Genomic DNA, 21,038 nt, shown 5'->3' with positions numbered 1-21,038 from the left:
CGGACAGGCATATTGCCAGGGCAATTTTAACGACCCTTACGGCGGTCCCGTACCGGTCATCACTCTCTCAGGGTTCTACTCCGAAACGCCGGGTAACCGGCCTACTGGGGGGCAATACTCCTAAACCCAGGCAGCCCCATGCGGGGGCTAATGCCTGCCCTCGCAGACACAAAGCCCCTGGACGACGCGAAGAAGGCCCTGCCGGTACGTACCTTGACGAAAGATCCATTATCGGCATCGTGAGACGCCCTAAAATGCGGGGAAGTTGCCCCCCTGTGGCGAGCCGGCGGAGGCTTCCCAGGGCCGGTGCCCGGCCTCATTGGCGAAGCTCCGGTCAAATAGCGGTTGACCGGAGCTTCGAATCATTATGACCAGTCGAACCTTGACGTTCGCTGAGAACGCGGTCGCCGGGTTGTGCGTCTCGGGCAAAGGTTGATCTCGCCGAACATAAAAACCGATAGCCATGGTTATGTCAACCTAGGTTGGCGGCGAATCCATTTTTTATTTCAAAGACCGGGAGTAATGATGCGAAAACTCGACGAAGGCCCCTAGTGTTCCAGTGCGTCAGAATCCCAACGAGGTACGCATTATGTTGCCGCCTGAAGTGGAGAGTGGCGGGTAAGCGGATGGGTGCACTCCAGCAGGAGTGCACCCATTAGCTGGTGCCGAGGATCAATCCTTTTTGAAGGCGTCCTTGACTTTTTCGCCGGCCTGCTTCAGGTCGCCTTTGGCCTGGTCCCTCACTGTCGCCTGCCGCCCCGCTCCCCCGCAGCTCACCCGGTAACCACTGATGCCCTAGCCCGGACATGCTCATAGACCAGCTCACCGGCCTCACCGACAGTTCCACGAAGCTGATCGGCCCGCCACGCCCATTGGCTTTCCGGCCACCCATCCATGATGCGGATCACAACGAATCTCCAGTATCACCACCATGGGTATGCCCATACGCTGCAGGTTTGCGCCGCTGATTCCGGCCGGGGAGCCGGTGGGAGTACCTTCCGAATTGTCATGGTCTCAAAAACGCACTCATGACAGGAGCACACCAATGTTCGACCAGAAATTCATTACCGAAGCACTGAACCGCAGCGCCGAAAACCCGATGGACCGGCGCATCCTGTTCCGCGCCGCCGGGATCGCAGGGATCGGCGGGGCCGCGGCCCTGCTGACCAGCTCACCGGCCCAGGCATCCAGAGAGGAAGAGCACTCCGGCAAGGGACCCAGCGACGGGGCCATCCTGAACTTCGCGCTGAACCTGGAATACCTTGAGGCGGAGTTCTACCTGCGTGCCGTCACCGGCCGGGGCCTGGACGACGCGCTCACGGACGGCAAGGGACGCAAAGGCGGGGTCACCGGCGGAGCGAAAGTTCCCTTCAAACCCGGCAGCCTGATCGGGAAATACGCGAAGGAAATAGCCGCCGACGAAGAAGCCCACGTCAAATTCCTCCGTACCGCACTGGGAAAAGCAGCCGTGTCCCGGCCCCAGATTGACCTGGAAGCCAGCTTCACCGCCGCGGCGATGGCCGCAGGCCTGATCAAGGCAGGCCAGACCTTCAACCCCTTCGCCGATGAAACCAGCTTCCTGTTGGGCGCCTTCATCTTCGAAGACGTCGGCGTCACCGCCTACAAAGGTGCCGCCCCGCTGATCGATAACAAAACCTACCTTGAAGCCGCCGCTGGTATCCTCGCTGTCGAGGCATACCATGCCGGGATCATCAGAACCACCCTGTATGCGTGCGATCTGCAGGTGCCCGCCCAGGCCATCTCGGACGCCCGGGACAGCCTGGACGGCTCCACCGACCTGGACCAGGGCATCGGCACTAAGAACACCGCCAACCTCGTCCCCACGGACCAGAACGCCATCGCCTTCAGCCGCAGCCCAGGCCAGGTCCTTAACATCGCCTACCTCACTCCCAAAGCAGTACACGAAGGCGGGTTCTTCCCCGAGGGCGTCAACGGCCAGATCAACACCAGCGCGGCGAACTCCTGACCCCCAGCACACCCACGACAGAAACAAATGGACCACACGGCAGGCGGGCACCCGGGGGGCGCTTGCCCGCCGTGACCGGGGCCGAACGGCCCATGCGCCCGCCGGCGCGTCACCCGGGCTGATCCGCGTCCCGCCGGAGATCAAGGTGCGCAGATCGGCCCCGAAGATGGCCACGAGCGGCCAGAGCACAATCGCAGCCACGCCTTCCACAATGTTGCCGGGAGTGTTCCATGCCACCAGGTAGCGTGGGTGGCATCGAAGCAACTGCCGGGGAAAATAGCGAGGGCGTCACCGACCCGGCAGACCCTTGGTTGTCCGCATTGATTAAGCATTCCAGCGTGGACAGCAGATACCCGGACCGGCGAGGCCTGCAGCGGCGGGGCCAACAGATAAATCAAGAGACATAGCGCCACTCTGCTGCCGCTGAGTCTCCAGTGCACCCCGTCCTATGGCGGACCGCCGTCCACCCGTTGATGGTCGCCCAAAATTACCTCTGTCGGACCGGGGCCAGGGGCCCGTCCCGTGCGCGGTCCCGTGCGCGACATCGAATCAAGTTGGACGTAGGATTCGCTAACATGAAAGGACCTCCCGTCATGAGGCTTGAAGGCTGGCATCTGATCATCATCATCGTTCTCGTTCTGGTGCTTTTTGCTGCACCCAAGCTGCCGGGCATGGCCAGGAGCCTGGGCCAATCGATGCGTATCTTTAAGTCCGAAGTCCGCGAGATGAAGGAGGAGGGCACTCCTGAGAAGGACGCCGCGGACTCCGGACCCGTCAAGGGCCGAACCGTGAACCACCCGAAGTCAGCGGGGGCCGAAAGCCGCACCGGTGATGCAACCGATGTTCCGCCGCCGGACCGCGCCTAAGACATCATGGCAGCCGGTAAGAGCGGCCGGTCCAACCCCGAGGGGCGGATGGCGCTCCTGGACCACCTCAAAGAGCTGCGGAACCGGCTGTTCAAGGCCGCGATCGCCGTGGTGCTGGGAACCGTCGTCGGCTTTCTCGTCTATCAGCCCTTTCTTACAGCGCTGATCAAGCCGATCCGTGACCTGAACGAGCATGAGGGCCGGCAGGCAACGCTGAATTTCGACGGCGTGGCGAGCTCCTTCGACCTGTTGATCCAGGTCTCCGTGTTCCTGGGACTGATCCTCGCCAGCCCCGTCTGGCTCTACCAGCTCTGGGCGTTCATCGTCCCGGGCCTGCATAAGAAGGAACGCCGCATCGCCTTGTCGTTCGCCGCGGCGGCCGTGCCGTTGTTCCTCGGCGGCGTGGCCCGGCCTGGCTCGTGCTACCGAACGCGGTCCGGGTATTGACGGATTTCACTCCCGCCGGGGGCTCCAACTTCATCAGCGCCCAGATCTACCTTTCCTTCGTGCTGCGCCTGCTGCTGGCCTTCGGCATCGCGTTCCTGCTGCCCGTGGTCCTGTTCGGCCTGAACCTGGCCGGTCTGGTCAAGGGAGCCCAACTCCTCAAGAGCTGGCGGATCACCGTGTTCCTGGTCTGCCTGTTCGCAGCCATGGCCGCGCCGGGCGCGGATGCAACGAGTATGTTCTATCTGGCCGTGCCCATGCTGGTGTTGTTCTTCACAGCCATCGGGCTCTGCCTGCTCAATGACCGCCGCCGGAACAAGCGGGCCATCAAACGCGCCACTGAGACCGAAGCCATCGCGGACCAGGGGACTCCCGGCCCCGAACTGGGGAATCTCTAGCCCCCGGCGCACCGGCCCAGCCGCGCACCGTCTGCCCGGCCTAGTGCCGGAAGCCGCGCTGCTAACGGGTCCTCACCTATGTTCTGTCTTCGAAGGGCCGTTCCAACACCGAAGCAGACCTGCCCCCCAGCGCCGAAATCACACCCTAATGCCCGCGGTAATCTCCGGCCCGGACCCAGGGGCCGGCCACGCCCGCCAGTTCGGGCTGCTGGGCAGTGGATATCCAATTGTCCATCGCTCCCATTCCTGATGGTGTCGTCCCTACAATGGACTATCGGCCTCCGCGGCATTTCCGTTGCCGGCGGCCACCACCTAAGGAGAATCACCATGGGTTTGGGAGACAAGATCCACAACGCCGCCGAGAAACTCCAAGGTAAGGGCAAAGAAACCGCCGGCGACGCCACCGGTAACGACAGGCTAAAGGCCGAAGGCAAAGGCCACCAGGTCAAAGCCGATCTGAAGCAGGCCGGCGAAAAAGTCAAAGACGCCTTCAAAAAGCACTAAGACATACAGTCGGACGAAAGTGCGGCCAGAGGGATCGCACCACTGCCGCGCTTTCGCCTGCAGGCACCCGTGTGAAATAACTTCTACTGACGGACAGACCGGGGCGGGGCGGCGTCGGCCGGGAGTAGGTCCCGGAGGCCGTTGCTGGCGCAGGGAACCCTGCGACAACCAGGAATATCGCGAGAAAGGATTCGTCCGAGAGGATGCTGCCGATACACCCGGCCGTTGTCTCGGTACCAAACAGCAGCCGCGCCCTGGTTGTACTGTTCAGTACCCGCACAGGCACGATCGCGCATGTGCGCCTTCCTCTCCGGCCAGGGCCCGTGTCCGGGAGCGGTCCGGGCACTGAAGCCGGCGCCCGGCGATGAGCATGAAGAGCGCCACGGGTGCGCCAATGGTGTGTGCAGCCTAAGGCGGGGCGAGGCCAGGTCCAGCGGCGAACTCGTCTGCTGAATCCGCGCGGATCGCCTCGTCATCCGGACGCGGCACCTGGTCCCCGGCGTAGCGGCCGGGTGGACGGCCGCCCCGGAATTGCCCTAGGTTTACCTGTGCCCGCGAAATCTGAACAACCCATGCCTGAGCAGCCAATGCCGGGCACCGGCCCTCAGATCGCGGCGTTACTGGCGTTCTCTGCCGTATCCCACGCGGTGTCGTTCCTAGGTTCCCTGGCGATCATCGCGAACGCCCACGGCTGGTACGCGACAGCGAACTAGGCGCTCTGGAGACCACTGGGGTGGGTCTTCGGGACCGTCTGGACGGTGCTCCACACGGCCATGGTCGTAGCCGCCTGGCTCATATGGCGCCAGCGGTCGGCCCCCGCCGAGGCGCCTTGTCAGCCTACGGGCTCCAGCTGGCTTTGAACTTGGCCTGGGCACCGACATTCTTCAGCATGTATCCCATGCTCGGAACCGCCGCCCTGTGGCTGGCTTTTCTTCGTCAATATCGCTCTGTTCCTGGGAGTGGGCCTGACCGTTCTCCGCTTCGGCCCTAACGACATGACCGCAGGGCTGTTGTTACTCCCGTACATTTCCTGGATCATCTTCTCCGCCAGCCTGAACCTCCACGCGGCAACCACCAACTGACCCGAAGACACCCACCGGGGTCTACCCACAGGCTTTCTAATTCGTGAAATATCTGATCTTATGCTGCACGGCGTTCGGTAACGATCGTTATCGGACACCACCGACAGGTGATGCCGGTTCCGGCCGAACTGGTCCCCAACCCCGATCTGGCTGCTCTGCGTCCATATGCACCGGCGCCCTGACTGCGGTATATAGAGGAAGCCGTTCGGGATATGTAAGAACTTTGATGTTGCTCGTCCCCGGCCGCGGGTCCTTAATGAGAGCCAGGGGAACGTATCCGACGTTCCACCGTGCCAGGCTCTGGACCGTCCTGAATGAATCAGACAGGGTGTACCGATGACCAGTGAGCCCATCGCCAGCTATGGCATGCTCTCTGATTGCCGCTCCGCCGCGCTGGTGAGCGCTGCGGGTTCGGTGGACTGGCTGTGTTTTCCCCGTTTTGACAGTCCCTCGGTGTTCGGTCGGATCCTGGGCGAGGACGCAGGCTACTGGTCGATCCGGCCTGCGGCCCCGCACTCTTCGAGTCGCCGGTACCTCGGGCCGACGATGGTGCTGGAAACGGTCCACACCACGGCCGCCGGAACCGTGACAGTCACCGATGCCCTGGTCCTGGGAGATGGGAACCGGGGCCACGAACTCGGGGCGGGGGCGCCCGGAACATTGCTGCGGCAGGTTGCCTGCATCGACGGTGAAGTCGAGATGGAGGTGATGTTCACGCCGCGGCCGGATTACGGGCTGATCCGGCCTCTTCTCTACGGAACCCCCGGCGGCCTTCTGGTCCGCGGCGGGGCCGACGTGCTGGCCTTTTCCACCCAGGTCGCCTTCGACCTCGAGGGTGGTGAAGCGCGGGCGAAGCCAGTCCTTCGGACCGGAGACGTTTTGGGATTCGCCCTTCACCACCAAAATCCCGGGCGGGTACCGCCGGTGTTCTGGAACCAGGAGGACATCGCCCTCCGGCTGGAGGACACGCTGGCGGGCTGGGAGAGCTGGTCGCAGATGCACCAGAGCTACGACGGACCGTGGCAGGACCTGGTCGCTTCCAGCGGCAGGGTCCTGCAGGCACTGATGTTCTATCCGACCGGCGCGATCGTCGCCGCCCCGACGACGTCCCTGCCCGAGGTCGTCGGCGGCACCCGGAACTGGGACTACCGGTATACCTGGATCCGGGACGCCAGCATGACCCTGCAGGCGCTGTGGGTGGCTGCGTGTCCGGACGAGGCTGGGAAGTTTTTCCAGTTCCTCGCGACGGCTGCCGCCGGCCGGCTGAGCAACGGCGGCGAGCTGCAGATCATGTACGGCATCGGCGGGGAACGGGACCTGTCCGAACGAGTGCTGGCCCACCTGCCGGGCTGGCGCGGCAGCGCCCCGGTGCGGGTGGGAAACGGCGCCTGGGACCAGCGCCAGCTCGACGTCTACGGCGAACTCCTCGACGCCGCCGCGACCCTCCCGGAGTATCTGAACGATCTGGAGCCCGGGACGCGGCATTTCCTGGCCGATGCGGCCGACGCTGCAGCGTCGCGCTGGCAGTCCACGGATCAGGGCATCTGGGAGGTCCGCGGCGCACCCCGGCACTACCTTCATTCAAAGCTGATGTGCTGGGTGGCCGTGGACCGGGCCATCGGCCTCGCCGGCCTCCTGAATGCGGAAGCGCGGGTTCCGCACTGGGTGCAGACCCGGGCGCAACTGGCCGGCTCGATCCGGGCGAACGGCTGGAACGCCAGAGCCGGCGCCTATACCCAGGCCTACGGCTCCGAGGACCTGGATGCGTCGGCACTGATGCTCTCCATCGTGGGATTCGTGCCCGCCGATGATCCCCGGATGCTGGCAACGATCGAGGCCATCGACGATCGGCTCACCGACAACCGGGGCCTGGTGTACCGGTACCGGGCCGATGACGGGCTCTCCGGAGTGGAAGGAACGTTTCTGCTGTGCACCTTCTGGCTGGCCCATGCCCTCGCCTTGGCCGGGCAGACCCGGCGGGCCCGCGCTGTCTTCGAACGGGCCGCTGGGTTCGCCACGGATCTGGGCCTGCTGGCCGAGGAGGTCGCCCCGGCCAGCAGCGAGCTGCTCGGAAATTTCCCGCAGGCCTTCAGCCATATCGGCCTCGTCAACGCCGCCTGGGCCATCCGCACGGCCGAGGACAAAGACCGGCTCCCTGCTGCCGGCGCCTGGGACGCCCCGTGACGGGTCCGGTTCCCGGACGTCGGCGCCGTGCGTTGATTCAGTTCGGAATACTGGTAGTTCTCGTGGTTGCCGCAGCCCTCGCGGCAAGAAACACCCCTGCGACACTGCTACCGCCACGCCGATATTCACCGTGATGCCCCGTTATCTGGAGTGTTGTCCAGGAGTTCGCGGTCCCGTCGTCGGTGAACAAAACCGTGAGTCGGTCGGTGGTCCCGGAGTGATCAGGTGTCGTGGCGTCGGCAGCCGGCCGTTAGCTGATGGTGAACGGGTTGCTCTGGGCGGTGGTGAGCCCGCTGGAAGTTGCGTCCCGGGGTGTAGTTCCCCTTTATTCGATTTTTGCAGCCAGCAAAAGCGGCCGCGAATGAGACGGCGATTTTGGGGTTTGCTGTGCAGGACAGGGTGGCACCGTACTGATGCGAAAACTCGACGAAGGCCCCTAGTGTTCCGGTGCGTCAGCATCCCAACGAGGTACGCATCATGTTGCCGCCTGAAGTGGAGAGCGGCGGGTAAGCGGATAGGTGCACTCCCGCAGGAGTGCACCTATTAGCTGGTGTCGAGGATCAATCCTTTTTGAAGGCGTCCTTGACTTTTTCGCCGGCCTGCTTCAGGTCGCCTTTGGCCTGGTCGGTCTGACCTTCGGCTTTCAGGCTGTCATCACCGGTGGCTGATCCGGCGGCTTCCTTGCCCTTACCGCCGGCCTTCTGTGCTGCGTTCTCGATCTTGTCGCCCAGTCCCATGCTGTCCCTCCTCGAATTGGTGGCAGCCTATTTGGGCCGCCCCAACATAATAAGCCTGCTTAGCAAGGGCTCGCCAGTGCCCGGTGCTGCCACCCGGCCGGCCTGCCGAAGGATTAGGTGGTGAGGTCGATGATTTGCGAGTCTGCGTTCTTCTTTACGGATTCGATGCCGCCCAGAGCGCCAGCCTTGGCCGTGTAGCTTTCAGAGGAGGCGATGGTTTCGCCGTTGGCTGCCTTGAGCCGGAACCGGTAGCCGCCGGACTTGTCCTGGTAAACCTCGTACTTGCCTGCCACAGTGAACTCCCTACCCTGTCGTGTCAGGCCGGCCCAGCGGCCAGCCCCACCTCAGCGTACCGGGCCGGTGCCCCCCACCCGGAGCGCGATGGTGGCCGGGCCGTCGCAGGATGTCCGAGACTTCGAGTGGGGAGGTCAGGACGGCGGCAGCCCCGTGCGCAGCCAGCGTTGACATTGGATCACGGACACTGGCCTGGTTGCGATGAACGGGTTCAGACGACGGTTCCCGCTGCGGCCTGCTTTGCCGGGGATCCGGTGGTGGACTTCGTCACCCCGGCGTCAGCGGCCCACCCCGGCATCGGGCGGCTGCGGATCCTGCCATCGTGGTTGCCCCATTCACGGCTTCGGTTCCGCCCTATCGAAAGCAGGGCTGATGAAATCCTGCCCAGGGCGAGGGCCGCGACTGCCACCAGAAGCAGCACGATGAATACCAGAACCAGGGCCAGGGCCAGCAGCCCGGCCACGAGTAGGGTGGCGACATAGGTGAGGTGGAAAGTCAGCATCGACTCCTCAGATCTGCGATGCTTTGGCGTCAGCGTGGATTCTGGAGGGCGGCACCACGGAAGCTGAAGGGTGCTCAGGATGCGCGGGGGTTGCCGCGGGACGCCGGCGCCTGATCCTGCCCTTTACGTTGGGCGGCGAGGGGTCGGTGTTCCGGGCTGATATCTCCTGGCCGATGAGCTCGTACCGGGCGATCATCTCGGGGACGTCCGTTCCGGGGCATCCGTTTTCGTCGTCGAGCCACGCGAAGATAAAGTCGCTGGCGGACAGCAGGTCATCAGTGCTGGAACGGACCAGTCGGGGTGTGCGGGGTCCGTCGCCTGTGCTGGCTGCCGCCAGGGTCACTTGCGACGACGCGGCAGCGCCTGTGACGGTCTGGGCGGCGCCTTCGGTGTTGCGGCGTATATAGGTCACGGTGGGGCACGGAGCAGTCCGGAGTTCCGCGAGGGCGGCCGGGTCCACGAACGCGGCGTGGCACAGGAGCACATGGATACTGGTTCGGGCCCGCAGCTGCCGGATTCTGTCGATGATTCCGGAGAGGGTTTCCTGGGAGTTGCTGGTGAGTCTGCCGCGGATATCGATGGTGACGGTGCTGCGGAGTGCGTTCAGGCAGAGGCGTGCGTTGAGGTGGTGGTCCATAGGTTCTTCCGATGAGGGCGCATACGCTGACGGGAGGAAGGTTCCGCCGCTCTGCCTTTCCGCGGGTTGGCGTCGCGGTGCGCTTCCGGGGCCGGCGGGAGCTGACACGAGCGGCCGGCTCATGGTGCCGGTGCCGTTCCAGGAGTTGCCGGCGGGTATCGGATGGAGCTGATTTCAACGGTGATCTTAAGGGGGCCGGGGGCACGGTCGTCATCGAGGGCGGCGCGGAGGGCTGCCGCGATGGCGCGTGCCAGGCGCGTGGTAGGGACGGTACCGTCGGCGCCGACCCGGACCATAAGAGTCTGTGACGTGGTGTCACTGCGGAGGCGTACGTACTCCAGTTCAGTGGGTCGGTCCTCCGGGGTCAGCGCGTTCCGGACCCGGCGGGCGGTGGTTTTCCAGGCGGGGTCGGCCGGGTAGACGGTGTGGACACCGTCCAGAGACAGGATGAGGCTACGAAGTCGGGCCGAGTCGGTCATCGTCCTGTCCTTTCAATCCATGCGGGGAGGGTGGCCGGAGTTCGGTGATGGTGATGTTCACTAAGGTGATGTTGAGATCGGAGTGAGTGGCCAGGGCCGTGTCAAGTTCCCGGCGCAGCGTCTCGGCCAGGTCCGGGAGCCGGTAGCCGTAGCGGGCCGAGACGTCCACGTCGAGGGTGACCGGCGTGCCCGGGACGGTCACGTCCCCGATGAAGCGGGATTTGCCGATCATGATGCCGTCGATGGTGTCCCCGACGGACCGCACGAGTCCCGTGAGAGCGCCTTCCGTCTGGTAGAGGAGGTCTTCGAGATGGTCGGGGGTGAGTGGGACATCGCGGCCCGCTTTGATCTCCAGGTCCAGGTTGGCGAGGATGTTTTCCAGCCAGGGACTCTCGTCCTGGTGTGCGTCGGCAAGGTCGGCTGCAAGCAGGTCCTGTGTCACGTTCTGCAGCCGTCGCAACGCGGCGAGGCCGGCCTGGCACTGCGGGCAGTCGCGGATGTGGTCCAGGTCTTCGGTGCTGCCGGTTTCGAGGTAGTCGCTAAGGTCTTCGATCGTGCGTCCGCAGCCGGTGTCGGTCGTGTCGTTCATCCCCAGTCCTCCAGTTCCTTCGCCAGTGTGGTCCGTGCCCGGGCAAGCCGTCCGCGGACGGTCGCTTTGCTGATGTTCAAGGCTTCGGCAATGTCGTCATAGGATTGCCCGCCGAGTTCACGCAAAATCCAACATCGCCGCTGTTCCTCCGGCAGGGCCGCCAGTGCCTGTTCCAGGGCCTGTGTCCGGGATCCGGTCAGGGCGGCCGCTTCGGGACCCGGTGCGGGATCGGAAAGATGGGGAAGATGGTAGATGTTCGTATGCGGCTTGCGGCGCCGCAGGTGATCGAGGGCGCGGTTGCCTGTAATCCGCATCAGCCAGGGTCGCACGGCTGCCGTGTCCCGGAGTCCACCTATCTGCTTCCAGGCCTGGATGAGGGCTTCCTGAACGACGTCGTCCGCGTCATCGACCGAGCCAAGGACGCGCCGGGCGTAGGCGCGCATCATGGTGCCGTGCCTGCGCGCCAGGTTTTCGAAGGCTTCCATGTCTCCGTCGCCGGCCCGCCGGGCGAGCAGGTCATCGCTGGCCTCGGCGAGGGCTTCCTTACGGGCCGTGGGTTCGCTCAAAATGTTCCCTCTGGGTGTAGGGGCCGGTACCTGACAGGCCGTTCGCGACCGTTGTCGGGGGCTGGGGTTCCGGTCTCCCGCCCCGGCGAATGGGGGCCGCGGGCGGGAGACCGTGGGTGAAGCATGTTACTTGCTGAAGCCTTCTTTGAGCTTGCGGGCGGCATTCTTGATGTTTTCGCCGATGCCGGCTGCGGTGTCTTTAGCTTTTTCGCCGGCTTCTTTCATGCCGGCGGCGGCCTGGTCTTTCTGGCCTTCGCGTTCGAGTCCGCGGTCACCGGTGATCTTCCCGGCATCTTCCTTGGCGGCGCCGAGGTGGTTCTGCGCGGTGAATTCTGCTTTGTCGTCGAGACCCATGGGGTGTCCTTTCGTGAGTGGGTGGTTTTTGTTCCGGTTGCGGGTGCGGGGTTGCCGGCGTGGGACTCGCTGGCGGGTTAGCGGACGCGGTCGGTACCGGAAAGGCTGGAACGCAACCCGGTGGTGATGCGTATCAGGACCGGGCCCTGGTCCCCGAGCAGATGATCGAGGCCCCTGATGAGCTCTTCCCCGCGGGCGGCCAGCTCTTTGGGAGAGACGCCTTTGCGGCCCTGAAGAGTCAGCTTAAGTCCGTCGGAGCGTTTCACTTTCCAGGTGCTCACAGAGGCGGAGACGATCCGGTCATCCCCGCTGACAGCGTCGCGGACGGCAGCCGCGACCAGTGGGGTTTCCACGGTAGTGGTCCCGTTCTTGGCCGGATCCTCGCGGCGTCCCACCCGGTTGGTGCGCCCGCCACCCTGGGATGCGATCCAGGCGACCAGCAAGACAATGATGATCAGGGCCAGCGCCAGGGCCGCGATCGTCCACCAACTGGTGGATGTCCCGGGAATCGGCGCACTGGCCAGCACAGCCGACGCGTCTTCCCGCAGGGAGGTTCCCGCAGTGTTCCAGCCCGCAGCGATGCCCGGATACAGGCCGGCCGCGCCGACGAGCACGCCGGCGCCGGCCAGGAGAAGCCCGAAAAGTCCCAGCAGCAGCCTATTCAGGCCGCGAGGTGTGCCGCTCATACTCCCAACGCTCCTTTCGTGCTGGTACGGACCTTGATCCGCGGTGGTGCGGAGAGCCCGTACCGGTCAATTTCATCCCGGACCGCGGCGTCTGCGGCCGCCACGTCGGCGGTGTTCCCCGAGCTCGGATGGATCAGCACTTCGACAGTGCGTTTTCCTATGGTGGTGGAAACCTGTTCCGGGGCCAGACCGGAAGCGGTACGGGCCTGCCGGGACACGGCCGCGGCAATAACCTCGTCATCGACGACGACAGCTGCCCTGTCACTGGCCAGGACGTGGCGGGACCGGTGCCCGGCCCGCAAGGCAAGCACCAGATAAAAGAGGCCGGCAAGAACAAGGCCGATGCCGGCCGCGATGAGTCCGGCCGGGAGCGTAGCAGTTGCCAGACCGGCCAGCCATTGACCGACCTGATCCGGTGAAACCAACAACGCCGGGTTCCCGGTGAGGGCCAGCACCGCTTCGGTGCCCAGCCAGAGCAGCACCAGGATCAGTGCAACCGCGGTAATGATTGACGCCAGCGCCCGTGACCGGTTGGTTTCCCGGCGGGCGATTCGACGGATGTACAGTTGGGTGCTCATCGGAGTGTGCCCCCCTTTTCTCCCCGGTGCAGGCCGGTGAGGCGGATATCGACCTGGGCTACGGAGGTCCCGGCAATGTCCAACGCGTCGTCGATGATCCTGGTGCGGGCTTGTTCGGCCCGTTCATAGAGCGTTCCGCCGGTTGCCGCAACGATGCCGGGGTTCCGGGCCGCATCGGTTAGGGACGGCACGGTGAGCGCCACCGCGACGGTGACGGCCAAGTGTCCCTGATCATCATGGATACGGGCCTTGACCTCACCGGCCGGAACCCCGAAGGCCGTCGCCGCGATCGCTTCGACGGTGTGGTGCAGCGCCGCCGAAGTGATCCTGGTGTGGCCGGCACGGCGCCCGGTGACCGGCGCCGCAGGTGCGGTTTCGGGACGGGCAATGGTCCCGGCGCTCACGAGGAGGAGCGCTTGCCGCGCAGGGCATCGAACACCCCGGTCAAATCGAGCCGGCCTTCAGCGGTGCGGCCCAGGACGGCTCCGATGGCCATGAAGAGGGCTACGAGAAGGAATCCCCAGAACCCGAAGACCAGGGCTGTGATCGCCAGGGTCGCTCCGATCGCCACGCCGGAAACGGTGGGGCTCACGAGACGCGCACTTCGCGGGTCGCTGCTGCGTTCTTCTCGTCCGCGGACTCATCATCGTCGGAGGCGACGTGGATGTCGGTCACGGTGACATTGACTTCGGTGACCTCCATGCCGACCAGGTCTTCGACCGCGGTGAAGACAGCGTCGCGGACGTCGTCGGCGACCTTCTGCAGCGGGTGGGGATACTCAACGACAAGGGTGATGTCGACGGCGACCTGGGTCTGGCCGACCTCGACGGAGACTCCCTGGGTCAAATCCTTTTGGCCCACCGCGTCACGCAGGGATCCCATCATTCGGGCCGCACCGCCGCCGAGGGCATAAACGCCTGCGATGTCCTTGGTCGCAATACCGGCGATCTTCGCTACCACACCATCGGCGATGGTCGTGGCTCCACGGCCGTCCTTACCGGCTTTAGCCGGGACGGGGGCGGAGCCGGGACGCAGGTCCGCGGGGGTTTTGCTCTGGGGCTGAGTCGTCAAAAGAATCACTCCTGAAAATAGATGGTCATTCAAGGTTCCGGTGTGCATCTCTTAGATGCCTACGTGAATAAGACGCACCCGGCCCGGTGTTCGTCACGCCACCACGGGCGTGATCTGTATCACATCAATATTGGGGAGCGGTTGGCCGGGGCCAATTCAGTGCCGGGCCCTGCGGAGGCGACGTCGGCGAATGCCCGAGGCAAAGAAAACCAGCGACGATACCGCTCCCAGCATCAGTCCGCCGCCAAGAATGACAGCGACCAGGCCCGATCCGAGGACGAACATGGCAGCCGCGGCGGCCAACAGCAGCAAAGGCAGAACCAGCGCCGGAATCCAAAAGCCCGGACCGCGGATTGGAAGCGAGGGAACCTCGCGGGGGCCGAAGGGTTCCGGTGCCACGCTGGCTCTACTTCTCCGCCGTGGCCTGGCCGGGCCCGTCCGGGGCGTCCTCTTCCGGGTCGAAATTGGACCCGTCGTCAGTAGTCGTCAGCGAAATTCCCTCATCTGATACCGGGATGGTTCCGTCAGATCCGGTCCCGCGGGCCTTCCGCTCTGCTTCCGCCGCGTTTTCACCGCTGCCAGGTACCGGGTTTGCGTCGTTTTCGGTCATGGGATGTCCTTCCAATTGCCGGCATTGTGCCGTGGGAGCAGGGTTCCGCTCGCCCGGACCACGCCAACATATCGGCGCGGCCGTGACTTCCTTCACAGTACGCCCCGGGCCGCGCCTCCGGCGGCCGTGAACGCCCGCCCGGCGCCCGGCCTTCATCGGTCGCTCGCGGGTTGCCCGGATCATGCTGCGGCAGGACGCCGATTACTAAGCATGCTTGCTTTTGTGGGGGAGGCCGTGTTTAGTTTGCCCGGAAGACTTTCCTTCCCGCTCGCACCGCCCCACCCTGGATCCTGAGGAAAATTAATGGAAGATACACTCAAGGCCGGTCTGGCCACCGTCGTGGACTTCGTCCCCAAGCTGGCCCTGTTTCTGGTCATCCTGATCATCGGACTGCTGATTGCCAAGGCCATTTCCAAGGCACTGTCCAAGCTCCTGCACAAGGTCGGTTTCGACCGGGCTGTGGAGCGTGGCGGTGTCAAGAAGGCCCTGGCGAATTCCTCGCTCGACGCCAGCGACATCATCTCCAAAATCATTTACTACGCCCTGGTGCTGTTCGTCCTCCAGTTTGCGTTCGGCGTCTTCGGACCCAACCCGGTCACCACCCTGCTCGCCTCGATCATCGCGTTCCTGCCCCGCATCGTGGTGGCCATCATCATCGTGATCATTTCCGCAGCGATCGCTGCCGCCGTGAAGACCCTCATCCAGGGATCCCTCGGCGGACTCTCCTACGGGAAAACGCTGGCGAACATCGCCAGCATCTTCATCCTCGGCATCGGTATCATCGCGGCCCTGAACCAGGTTGATATCGCCACCACCGTGACCACCCCGATCCTGATCGCCGTGCTCGCGGCCATCGTCGGGATCCTGGTTGTCGGTGTCGGCGGCGGTCTGATCAAGCCGATGTCAGCCCGCTGGGAGCAGTACCTGAACAAAGCCGAAGAAGAGGCCCCCCGGATCAAGGCCCAGGCCCAGAACGCCCCCCCGGCAACCAAGCAGATCAAGGACGCCGCGCAGCAGCACCTGCCGGCCAATACATCAAAGGGCGCCGGGTCGCACCGCTCCTAACCCGCCCCTGTCCCCCGGTACGCCGGCCTGCCGGCCGGCGTACCGGGACGGGCGGAGTTCCCCTCCCCCGGCCGGCAGTCAACCGAAGGACATCCACTGTGGCAGCCAATGGCAGGACCCCGGAACCCCGCACGCCCGAACCCGACGGCCCGCTGATTCCGGAGCGGCCCCGGTGGTCCACCCACCAGCTGCTGTCCATGGCAGCCCGCTCCGTAGAGCGGCGGTGGGATTACTCCCTGGCCCGTGTCGGGCTGAACCACGCCGGGGTTCTCGCGCTCAAAGGCCTGGCCCACGCCGGACCTGTGACCCAGGAAGCCCTGGCCGCGCTCATCCGGGTCCAGAGCCAGACGCTGGGCCGGGTACTCGCCCGGATAGAAACCTTCGGCTCTGTCTGCCGGTGCCGCAGCGCGACAGACCGGCGCAGCTACCAGGTGAAAATTACCGAGCCCGGACGGGACGCACTTCGGGCCGCACAGGAGGTCGAACACAGCCTGCTGCCGGCCCGCTTCCGCACAGGAGCCCTGCACCGGGAACTCACCGCACTGATCCGCGACGGCGACCTGGCCTGACAGCCGGCAGTACCTGTGGCGCAGATCACAGGCAGCGGGCGTGACGATTACAGTCCGTGCCCCGTCTTACCTGTAGGCCCGAGAGGCCGGCCAATCACCCACAATCGTTTAATCCAGCGAAGAAACGGCTTCAGGCGCCCCGCCCGAAGCCACAATCAACAGGAGAAAAAATGATCAGCACCAACGACGTCGACACCTTGCTCGCCGGGAAAACCACCGTCTACTCCTCCGACGGAGAGAAAGTCGGCAGCATCGGCCAGGTCTACCTCGATGACCAGAGCGGGGACCCCTCTTTCGCGACGGTCAAGACGGGCATGTTCGGTACCTCCGAGACCTTCGTGCCCCTCGCCGAAGCCTCCCTCAAAGGCAACGATCTGAACGTCCCCTACACCAAGGACCAGGTCAAGGACGCCCCCCGCGTCGAAGCAGACGGCAGCATCACCCCGGAAGAGGAAGATGCGCTGTACCGCCACTACAACCTCGGCGGCGCGGGCACCAAAACCGGTGAACTCCAGGACCGGGACACCGTCTCCGGCCACGAATCCACCGACCGGGACACCGTCGGGCACGACACCTCCGGGCCGACCACCGACGATGCCATGACCCGCTCCGAGGAACGCCTGAACGTCGGCACCGAGAAGGTCGAAGCCGGGCGGATGCGGCTGCGCAAGCACGTCGTGACCGAGAACGTCACCACCACGGTCCCGGTCAGCCGCGAAGAGGTCGTCCTGGAACGCGAACCCATCACCGAGGAGAACCGCGGCGACGCCATGGCCGGCCCCGAGCTCAGCGAGGAAGAACACGAAGTGATCCTCCACGAGGAACGCCCGGTCGTGACAAAGGAAACCGTCCCGGTCGAACGCGTCCGCATGGGCAAGGAAACCATCACCGACGAGCAGACCGTCACCGAAGAAGTCCGCAAGGAACAAATCACCACCGACGGCGACGACACCCCGAAGAACCGCTAACACCCTCGGGTTGACGTCCGCGTAACGGCGGCCTTCAACCTACGGCAGAGGGGTTCTGTCCCGTACCCGGGACAGAACCCCTCTGCGAGCAACATCACCACCGACGGCAATGACATCAAGAAGAACCGCTAACACCCTCGGGTTGAAGTCCGCGCAGGCCACGCGAACCCGGTAACGCCGGAGCCGGTGATGAGTGCATGTCGGCGGCGACGCCCGCTGACGGACGAGACCGGCAAACAATATCCTTCCCACAGAGCGGTGCCGCGTAATACTTGCCCGGCCCCCGCCCCTTGGAAGGAAACGTTGACAAGCCGCCATCTGGCCACGGAACAGCTCAGAGGCATTGCAACCTGCCGCGTCGCCGACATAAAGCCATATACCTTATCTGCATCCGGGCTCCTGTCGACGGTAGCCCGATCCAACGGGACCCCCGCCAGGCCGCCGGCAAACCGGCACCACACCGCACCACACCGCACCGCGCCGCACCCGAAAATCAGGATTCCATCATGAGTTCAACCCCCGAAGACGCCGGAGAAGTCCGGGAAAACCGCCGTGAGACCGTACTGGCGGAAGAAAAGAAGCAATTCGGCGGCATGAAGTTCGGCTCGGCCTTCTTCGGCTGGCTGACCGCCACCGGTATGGTCGTCCTGCTCACCGCAGTCAGTACAGCCATCGGCGCAGGCATCGGAATGGCCACCAGCACCGATCCCGGTCAGGCCGCGTCCCGGGACCCCCAGACCGTCAGCATCATCGGCGGGATCGTGTTGGCCGTTGTCCTGTTCGTGGCCTACTACTGCGGCGGCTACGTCGCCGGGCGGATGGCCCGCTTCGACGGGGCCAAGCAGGGCATCGCCGTCTGGCTTTGGGCCATCATCGTTGCCATCATCGTTGCCATCGCCGGGGCCATCGCCGGCAGCCGGTTCAATATCCTCGCGAACCTCAACAGCTTCCCCCGGATTCCCCTCAACGAAAATGAACTAAGCACCGGCGGCATCCTCGTACTGGTCGCCGCCGTCATCATCACCCTCGGCGGCGCCGTTCTGGGCGGCCTCGCGGGCATGCGGTTCCACCGCAAAGTCGATAAAGCCGGCCTCAACAACCGCTAACAACTCCCCGGGACCCCTGACCCTGGCCGGCCGTCGTCTCATCCTCGCCCTACCTGCACCCCTAGAACAGGACCACACCATGAAGAAAATCCTCCTCGCCTTCCTGCCCGCCATCATCAGTCGTGTCATGCGGGCCCGGAAAGCAAAAAACAACGGATCCGGACGCACCGGCGGGACCAACCGCCCCTGACCCTCCGTTCCCGAGACGACCCGTGACCGCGGCCCCTGCCGTGGTCACGGGTCGTTCAAGCACACTGAGCGTGAGCTATGCCCAGTCCCGTCGGCTTGACCTTCGCGGTACTGGAAAAATAACAGCTCCCGCGGCATACCTACCACCCCGCCTTCAAGCCGGATCCGGATCCATTAGCCGGATATCCCTATTGCCTGAGACCGGCTATTCGGCCGGCGCAGGTTCCTCGGGACGAAACATCGTGCTGGTCAGATATGAGACGCGCCAGGCATCGAATACGGCTGCGGGCACCGGGCGGCAGATGTAATATCCCTGGACATTGTCGCAATCGAACCTCCTCAGCTGCCTGAGCGTCTCGGCGGACTCCACACCCTCGGCCAGGACAGTCAACCCCAGACTGTGGCCGAGGTCGATGATGCTGTGCGCAATCAGGCCATCGCTCGGCTCGGTTCCCATATTGATGATGAATGACTTGTCAATTTTGATCTCGGTAACGGGCAGGTCCTTGAGCTGGCCGAGGCTGGTGTAGCCTGCGCCGAAGTCATCGATGGACAGCCGGACGCCCATCGCGGCGAGGGCCTCGAGCAGCCGTTGGGCCCGGGCAGGGTCAGCCATCAGTGCGCTCTCGGTGATCTCCAGCTCGAGCAGCCCGGCCGGCACCCCGTGCAACGCGAGCAGACCGGCAACATGCCCCGGCAGGGCGTCATCGAGCAGGCTGCGGGCCGACAGGTTGACCGACATAGTCAGGGGCTGCCCGTCGTCCATCCAGACCCTGGCCTGGGCGAGGGCGGTGTCCAGCACCTGGCTGGTCAGCGGGCCGATCAAGCCGGTGTGCTCTGCCAGCGGGATGAAGGCATCCGGGAAGATGAGCCCCCTGTCGGGGTGTTGCCACCGGACCAGGGCCTCGGCCCCGACGATTTCCCCGCTGTCGAGGCTGACCTTGGGCTGGTAGTGAAGTACGAGCTGGTCGCCCGTCAGGGCGCGGCGCAGCTCTCCGAGCAGGGCGAGTTTGGCCGGGCTGTGCCCGTCCGCGTCCGGGTCGTAGGCGAAGACGCCGAGATCCTGGGCCTTGGCGACATACATGGCAACGTCAGCGCGCTGCAGCAGCAACGTCGGGTCGGTGCCGTGCTCGCCGGAGAGCACCACGCCGATGCTGGCTTCGACGTCGAGGGCTACCCCGTCGATCAGGAACGGCGCCTCGAGGGCGTCCCGCAGCTTCGCTCCGATGTCCGTGGCCGCCCCGACGTCGGTGACGCCCGGGAGCAGGACGGCGAACTCGTCCCCGCCCAGGCGGGCGATGGTGTGGGTCACGTTCAGTACCAAACGCAGCCTGGTGCCGACCTGTTTCAACAGCTCGTCGCCGTAGAGGTGACCGAACGTGTCGTTGATCTCCTTGAACCGGTCCAGATCGATCAGCAGCAGCCCGATCGTCGTGCCGCCGCGCTCGGCAGCAGAGAGCTCCTGGCGGCAGCGTTCGAAGAGCAGGGTGCGGTTCGGCAGCCCGGTCAGGGCATCATGCAGGGAGTCGTGCAACGCCCGGCGCCGTTCGGCGTCCAGGAGCCGGCGATGGCCACGTGTGACGGCGGCCATCGCCGCGGCCATCAGCAGCCCGAGCACGAAAACCCAGGGTGTCAGCCAGCCGGTCAGATCCTCCAACTCCCGAAGCTGTGCCAGGTGTGCCACCGAGTTCTCGTGGCGACTCTGAGCGGCCGCGTGCACGGTCTCTGCAATGGCGTCGAACTTGGGGTCGACTTCTTCGGAGTCGATTTTCAGGGCGGCCGGCGTGTCACCCCTGTCGACAGCATCGAACATGCGGCCTATTGATCCGAGATAGGACTCGTGCGCGGCATCAAGCCGGAACTCCGTCTCGCGGTCGGCTTGGTCCCCGTTCTCTTTCACGAGATCCAGTGCCTTCACCAGATCAGCGGCCGCGGCGTCGTATTTAGCCCGCACCCCGGGACCGGGCTCGAGCCGGTACTTGCGTTCCAGAGATTCCGCCGCCGCGACGGCACGATCGGCCTGATCATAATAATCCGACAACGTGCTCGCTTCATCAGCAGAACGGGCCGCCGAGGACGTGGCCTGTGAGGACCAGACGGCGAAGATGCTAACCCCAAGCAGCACCAGCACCAGCACCACGGTGGCCACCCGGCCGCGCACCGCTGTGCGGGCATCGGCGCCGGACTGCGCAGCAGTGATTTCCGTGTCGATACCGGCAGGCCGCACCGGCGCCGGTACAGGGCCGCACTGGTCCGACGGCTGGCGCGCAGGTGTCTGGTCAATCATTTGGTCCCCCCGGGTGCGCCGCACGCCGGGGTTCGGAAGTCGGCGCGGACACATCCAATGTTGAAGGGCCGCCAGCCTACGGCACACATGACGAACAGCTGCATGCTGTGTGCCGGAACTATCGTGTCCCCGCGTGGAGGTCGGTGAGCCCACAGCCGGCCCAAGCCGATCCCCAGTGGCGACCCTGGGCCAGGGGGCAAGGGTCGGGGCGTGGGCCCCTACCGGCGGTTGCAAGCCCCACTACGCTGAGAGATGAGCCGGGATCTTTGGGGCTGGCGGGGAGGCA

The 21,038-nt window shown here is 64.9% G+C and carries 25 protein-coding genes and 1 pseudogene; 10 read left to right on the top strand and 16 right to left on the bottom strand.

What is annotated here, in order from left to right; translation table 11 throughout:
* Positions 1-1,045: 1,045 nt before the first annotated feature.
* The 6 genes and pseudogenes from VUN84_07485 (at position 1,046) to VUN84_07460 (ending at position 7,465) form a co-directional block, all read left to right on the top strand.
* On the top strand, positions 1,046-1,987 hold the full coding sequence (locus VUN84_07485; protein ID XAS65473.1) for a ferritin-like domain-containing protein: 942 nt from the start codon (positions 1,046-1,048) through the stop codon (positions 1,985-1,987).
* Between the two features lie 593 nt (positions 1,988-2,580).
* Positions 2,581-2,853 (top strand): Sec-independent protein translocase subunit TatA, encoded by a 273-nt coding sequence (gene tatA / locus VUN84_07480; protein ID XAS65791.1) that lies wholly within the window; start codon positions 2,581-2,583, stop codon positions 2,851-2,853.
* Positions 2,854-2,901: 48 nt separating this feature from the next.
* A pseudogene (tatC, locus tag VUN84_07475) lies at positions 2,902-3,695 on the top strand (twin-arginine translocase subunit TatC).
* A gap of 327 nt (positions 3,696-4,022) precedes the next feature.
* Positions 4,023-4,199: a CsbD family protein gene (locus VUN84_07470; protein XAS65472.1), complete on the top strand. Its 177-nt coding sequence runs from the start codon at positions 4,023-4,025 to the stop codon at positions 4,197-4,199.
* A 572-nt stretch (positions 4,200-4,771) separates the two neighbouring features.
* Entirely contained in the window at positions 4,772-4,912 is a 141-nt protein-coding gene (locus VUN84_07465) for a hypothetical protein (GenBank protein ID XAS65471.1), read from the top strand.
* Between the two features lie 705 nt (positions 4,913-5,617).
* The gene (locus tag VUN84_07460) at positions 5,618-7,465 is read left to right on the top strand and encodes a glycoside hydrolase family 15 protein (protein ID XAS65470.1); all 1,848 of its coding nucleotides are present in this window, start codon (positions 5,618-5,620) and stop codon (positions 7,463-7,465) included.
* Between the two features lie 560 nt (positions 7,466-8,025).
* On the opposite strand, the gene VUN84_07455 is transcribed toward VUN84_07460, so the two are convergent.
* The 15 genes from VUN84_07455 to VUN84_07385 form a co-directional block, all read right to left on the bottom strand.
* Positions 8,026-8,202 (bottom strand): CsbD family protein, encoded by a 177-nt coding sequence (locus VUN84_07455; GenBank protein ID XAS65469.1) that lies wholly within the window; start codon positions 8,200-8,202, stop codon positions 8,026-8,028.
* A gap of 113 nt (positions 8,203-8,315) precedes the next feature.
* Positions 8,316-8,495, bottom strand: coding sequence for a DUF1508 domain-containing protein (locus tag VUN84_07450; protein XAS65468.1), 180 nt, complete (start codon positions 8,493-8,495; stop codon positions 8,316-8,318).
* Positions 8,496-8,707: 212 nt separating this feature from the next.
* Positions 8,708-8,998 carry a hypothetical protein gene (locus VUN84_07445; protein XAS65467.1) on the bottom strand — a complete coding sequence of 97 codons (291 nt, stop codon included), beginning with the start codon at positions 8,996-8,998 and terminating at the stop codon, positions 8,708-8,710.
* 7 nt (positions 8,999-9,005) lie between these two features.
* Entirely contained in the window at positions 9,006-9,635 is a 630-nt protein-coding gene (locus VUN84_07440; protein XAS65466.1) for a hypothetical protein, read from the bottom strand.
* A 119-nt stretch (positions 9,636-9,754) separates the two neighbouring features.
* Positions 9,755-10,114, bottom strand: coding sequence for a hypothetical protein (locus VUN84_07435; protein ID XAS65465.1), 360 nt, complete (start codon positions 10,112-10,114; stop codon positions 9,755-9,757).
* Entirely contained in the window at positions 10,089-10,703 is a 615-nt protein-coding gene (locus VUN84_07430) for an Asp23/Gls24 family envelope stress response protein (protein XAS65464.1), read from the bottom strand. Before VUN84_07430 ends, VUN84_07435 begins: the two co-directional genes overlap by 26 nt.
* Complete coding sequence (locus tag VUN84_07425) at positions 10,700-11,269, bottom strand: RNA polymerase sigma factor (GenBank protein ID XAS65463.1); 570 nt, start codon at positions 11,267-11,269, stop codon at positions 10,700-10,702. The genes VUN84_07430 and VUN84_07425 overlap by 4 nt, the downstream gene beginning before the upstream one ends.
* Positions 11,270-11,395: 126 nt before the next feature.
* Positions 11,396-11,623: a CsbD family protein gene (locus tag VUN84_07420; protein XAS65462.1), complete on the bottom strand. Its 228-nt coding sequence runs from the start codon at positions 11,621-11,623 to the stop codon at positions 11,396-11,398.
* 77 nt (positions 11,624-11,700) lie between these two features.
* Positions 11,701-12,309 (bottom strand): hypothetical protein, encoded by a 609-nt coding sequence (locus VUN84_07415; protein ID XAS65461.1) that lies wholly within the window; start codon positions 12,307-12,309, stop codon positions 11,701-11,703.
* The gene (locus tag VUN84_07410) at positions 12,306-12,887 is read right to left on the bottom strand and encodes a DUF6286 domain-containing protein (GenBank protein ID XAS65460.1); all 582 of its coding nucleotides are present in this window, start codon (positions 12,885-12,887) and stop codon (positions 12,306-12,308) included. The genes VUN84_07415 and VUN84_07410 overlap by 4 nt, the downstream gene beginning before the upstream one ends.
* Positions 12,884-13,291, bottom strand: coding sequence for a hypothetical protein (locus VUN84_07405; GenBank protein ID XAS65459.1), 408 nt, complete (start codon positions 13,289-13,291; stop codon positions 12,884-12,886). The genes VUN84_07410 and VUN84_07405 overlap by 4 nt, the downstream gene beginning before the upstream one ends.
* Positions 13,288-13,479, bottom strand: a complete 192-nt coding sequence (locus VUN84_07400) for a DUF2273 domain-containing protein (GenBank protein XAS65458.1) — start codon at positions 13,477-13,479, stop codon at positions 13,288-13,290. Before VUN84_07400 ends, VUN84_07405 begins: the two co-directional genes overlap by 4 nt.
* Entirely contained in the window at positions 13,476-13,922 is a 447-nt protein-coding gene (locus VUN84_07395) for an Asp23/Gls24 family envelope stress response protein (GenBank protein ID XAS65790.1), read from the bottom strand. Before VUN84_07395 ends, VUN84_07400 begins: the two co-directional genes overlap by 4 nt.
* 192 nt (positions 13,923-14,114) lie before the next feature.
* On the bottom strand, positions 14,115-14,357 hold the full coding sequence (locus tag VUN84_07390) for a hypothetical protein (protein XAS65457.1): 243 nt from the start codon (positions 14,355-14,357) through the stop codon (positions 14,115-14,117).
* Positions 14,358-14,364: 7 nt separating this feature from the next.
* Positions 14,365-14,568 (bottom strand): hypothetical protein, encoded by a 204-nt coding sequence (locus VUN84_07385; protein XAS65456.1) that lies wholly within the window; start codon positions 14,566-14,568, stop codon positions 14,365-14,367.
* Positions 14,569-14,871: 303 nt separating this feature from the next.
* Between VUN84_07385 and VUN84_07380 the strand changes: the two genes are divergently transcribed.
* From VUN84_07380 to VUN84_07365, 4 genes are all read left to right on the top strand, one after another.
* Positions 14,872-15,633, top strand: a complete 762-nt coding sequence (locus tag VUN84_07380; GenBank protein ID XAS65455.1) for a hypothetical protein — start codon at positions 14,872-14,874, stop codon at positions 15,631-15,633.
* 98 nt (positions 15,634-15,731) lie between these two features.
* On the top strand, positions 15,732-16,202 hold the full coding sequence (locus tag VUN84_07375) for a MarR family transcriptional regulator (GenBank protein XAS65454.1): 471 nt from the start codon (positions 15,732-15,734) through the stop codon (positions 16,200-16,202).
* A gap of 170 nt (positions 16,203-16,372) precedes the next feature.
* Positions 16,373-17,170, top strand: a complete 798-nt coding sequence (locus tag VUN84_07370) for a PRC and DUF2382 domain-containing protein (protein ID XAS65453.1) — start codon at positions 16,373-16,375, stop codon at positions 17,168-17,170.
* Between the two features lie 506 nt (positions 17,171-17,676).
* Complete coding sequence (locus VUN84_07365; protein XAS65452.1) at positions 17,677-18,276, top strand: hypothetical protein; 600 nt, start codon at positions 17,677-17,679, stop codon at positions 18,274-18,276.
* 394 nt (positions 18,277-18,670) lie between these two features.
* Here the strand turns inward: VUN84_07365 and VUN84_07360 are convergent, their stop codons facing one another.
* Complete coding sequence (locus VUN84_07360; GenBank protein ID XAS65451.1) at positions 18,671-20,752, bottom strand: EAL domain-containing protein; 2,082 nt, start codon at positions 20,750-20,752, stop codon at positions 18,671-18,673.
* Positions 20,753-21,038 lie beyond the last annotated feature (286 nt).

Source organism: Micrococcaceae bacterium Sec5.8 (assembly GCA_039636775.1).
GTDB lineage: Bacteria > Actinomycetota > Actinomycetes > Actinomycetales > Micrococcaceae > Arthrobacter.
The sequence above is the reverse complement of the archived record's forward strand: the minus strand, read 5'-3'. Positions and strand labels throughout refer to the sequence as shown.

What these genes read in the sequence shown, in the direction of transcription:
- VUN84_07360 (XAS65451.1), bottom strand. Translation starts at nt 20,752, where the DNA reads ATGATTGACCAGACACCTGCGCGCCAGCCGTCGGACCAGTGCGGCCCT.
- VUN84_07380 (XAS65455.1), top strand. Translation starts at nt 14,872, where the DNA reads ATGGAAGATACACTCAAGGCCGGTCTGGCCACCGTCGTGGACTTCGTC.
- VUN84_07485 (XAS65473.1), top strand. Translation starts at nt 1,046, where the DNA reads ATGTTCGACCAGAAATTCATTACCGAAGCACTGAACCGCAGCGCCGAA.
- VUN84_07430 (XAS65464.1), bottom strand. Translation starts at nt 10,703, where the DNA reads ATGAACGACACGACCGACACCGGCTGCGGACGCACGATCGAAGACCTT.
- VUN84_07385 (XAS65456.1), bottom strand. Translation starts at nt 14,568, where the DNA reads ATGACCGAAAACGACGCAAACCCGGTACCTGGCAGCGGTGAAAACGCG.
- VUN84_07370 (XAS65453.1), top strand. Translation starts at nt 16,373, where the DNA reads ATGATCAGCACCAACGACGTCGACACCTTGCTCGCCGGGAAAACCACC.
- VUN84_07455 (XAS65469.1), bottom strand. Translation starts at nt 8,202, where the DNA reads ATGGGACTGGGCGACAAGATCGAGAACGCAGCACAGAAGGCCGGCGGT.
- tatA (XAS65791.1), top strand. Translation starts at nt 2,581, where the DNA reads ATGAGGCTTGAAGGCTGGCATCTGATCATCATCATCGTTCTCGTTCTG.
- VUN84_07365 (XAS65452.1), top strand. Translation starts at nt 17,677, where the DNA reads ATGAGTTCAACCCCCGAAGACGCCGGAGAAGTCCGGGAAAACCGCCGT.
- VUN84_07435 (XAS65465.1), bottom strand. Translation starts at nt 10,114, where the DNA reads ATGACCGACTCGGCCCGACTTCGTAGCCTCATCCTGTCTCTGGACGGT.
- VUN84_07440 (XAS65466.1), bottom strand. Translation starts at nt 9,635, where the DNA reads ATGGACCACCACCTCAACGCACGCCTCTGCCTGAACGCACTCCGCAGC.
- VUN84_07420 (XAS65462.1), bottom strand. Translation starts at nt 11,623, where the DNA reads ATGGGTCTCGACGACAAAGCAGAATTCACCGCGCAGAACCACCTCGGC.
- VUN84_07460 (XAS65470.1), top strand. Translation starts at nt 5,618, where the DNA reads ATGACCAGTGAGCCCATCGCCAGCTATGGCATGCTCTCTGATTGCCGC.
- VUN84_07410 (XAS65460.1), bottom strand. Translation starts at nt 12,887, where the DNA reads ATGAGCACCCAACTGTACATCCGTCGAATCGCCCGCCGGGAAACCAAC.
- VUN84_07470 (XAS65472.1), top strand. Translation starts at nt 4,023, where the DNA reads ATGGGTTTGGGAGACAAGATCCACAACGCCGCCGAGAAACTCCAAGGT.
- VUN84_07465 (XAS65471.1), top strand. Translation starts at nt 4,772, where the DNA reads ATGCCTGAGCAGCCAATGCCGGGCACCGGCCCTCAGATCGCGGCGTTA.
- VUN84_07415 (XAS65461.1), bottom strand. Translation starts at nt 12,309, where the DNA reads ATGAGCGGCACACCTCGCGGCCTGAATAGGCTGCTGCTGGGACTTTTC.
- VUN84_07445 (XAS65467.1), bottom strand. Translation starts at nt 8,998, where the DNA reads ATGCTGACTTTCCACCTCACCTATGTCGCCACCCTACTCGTGGCCGGG.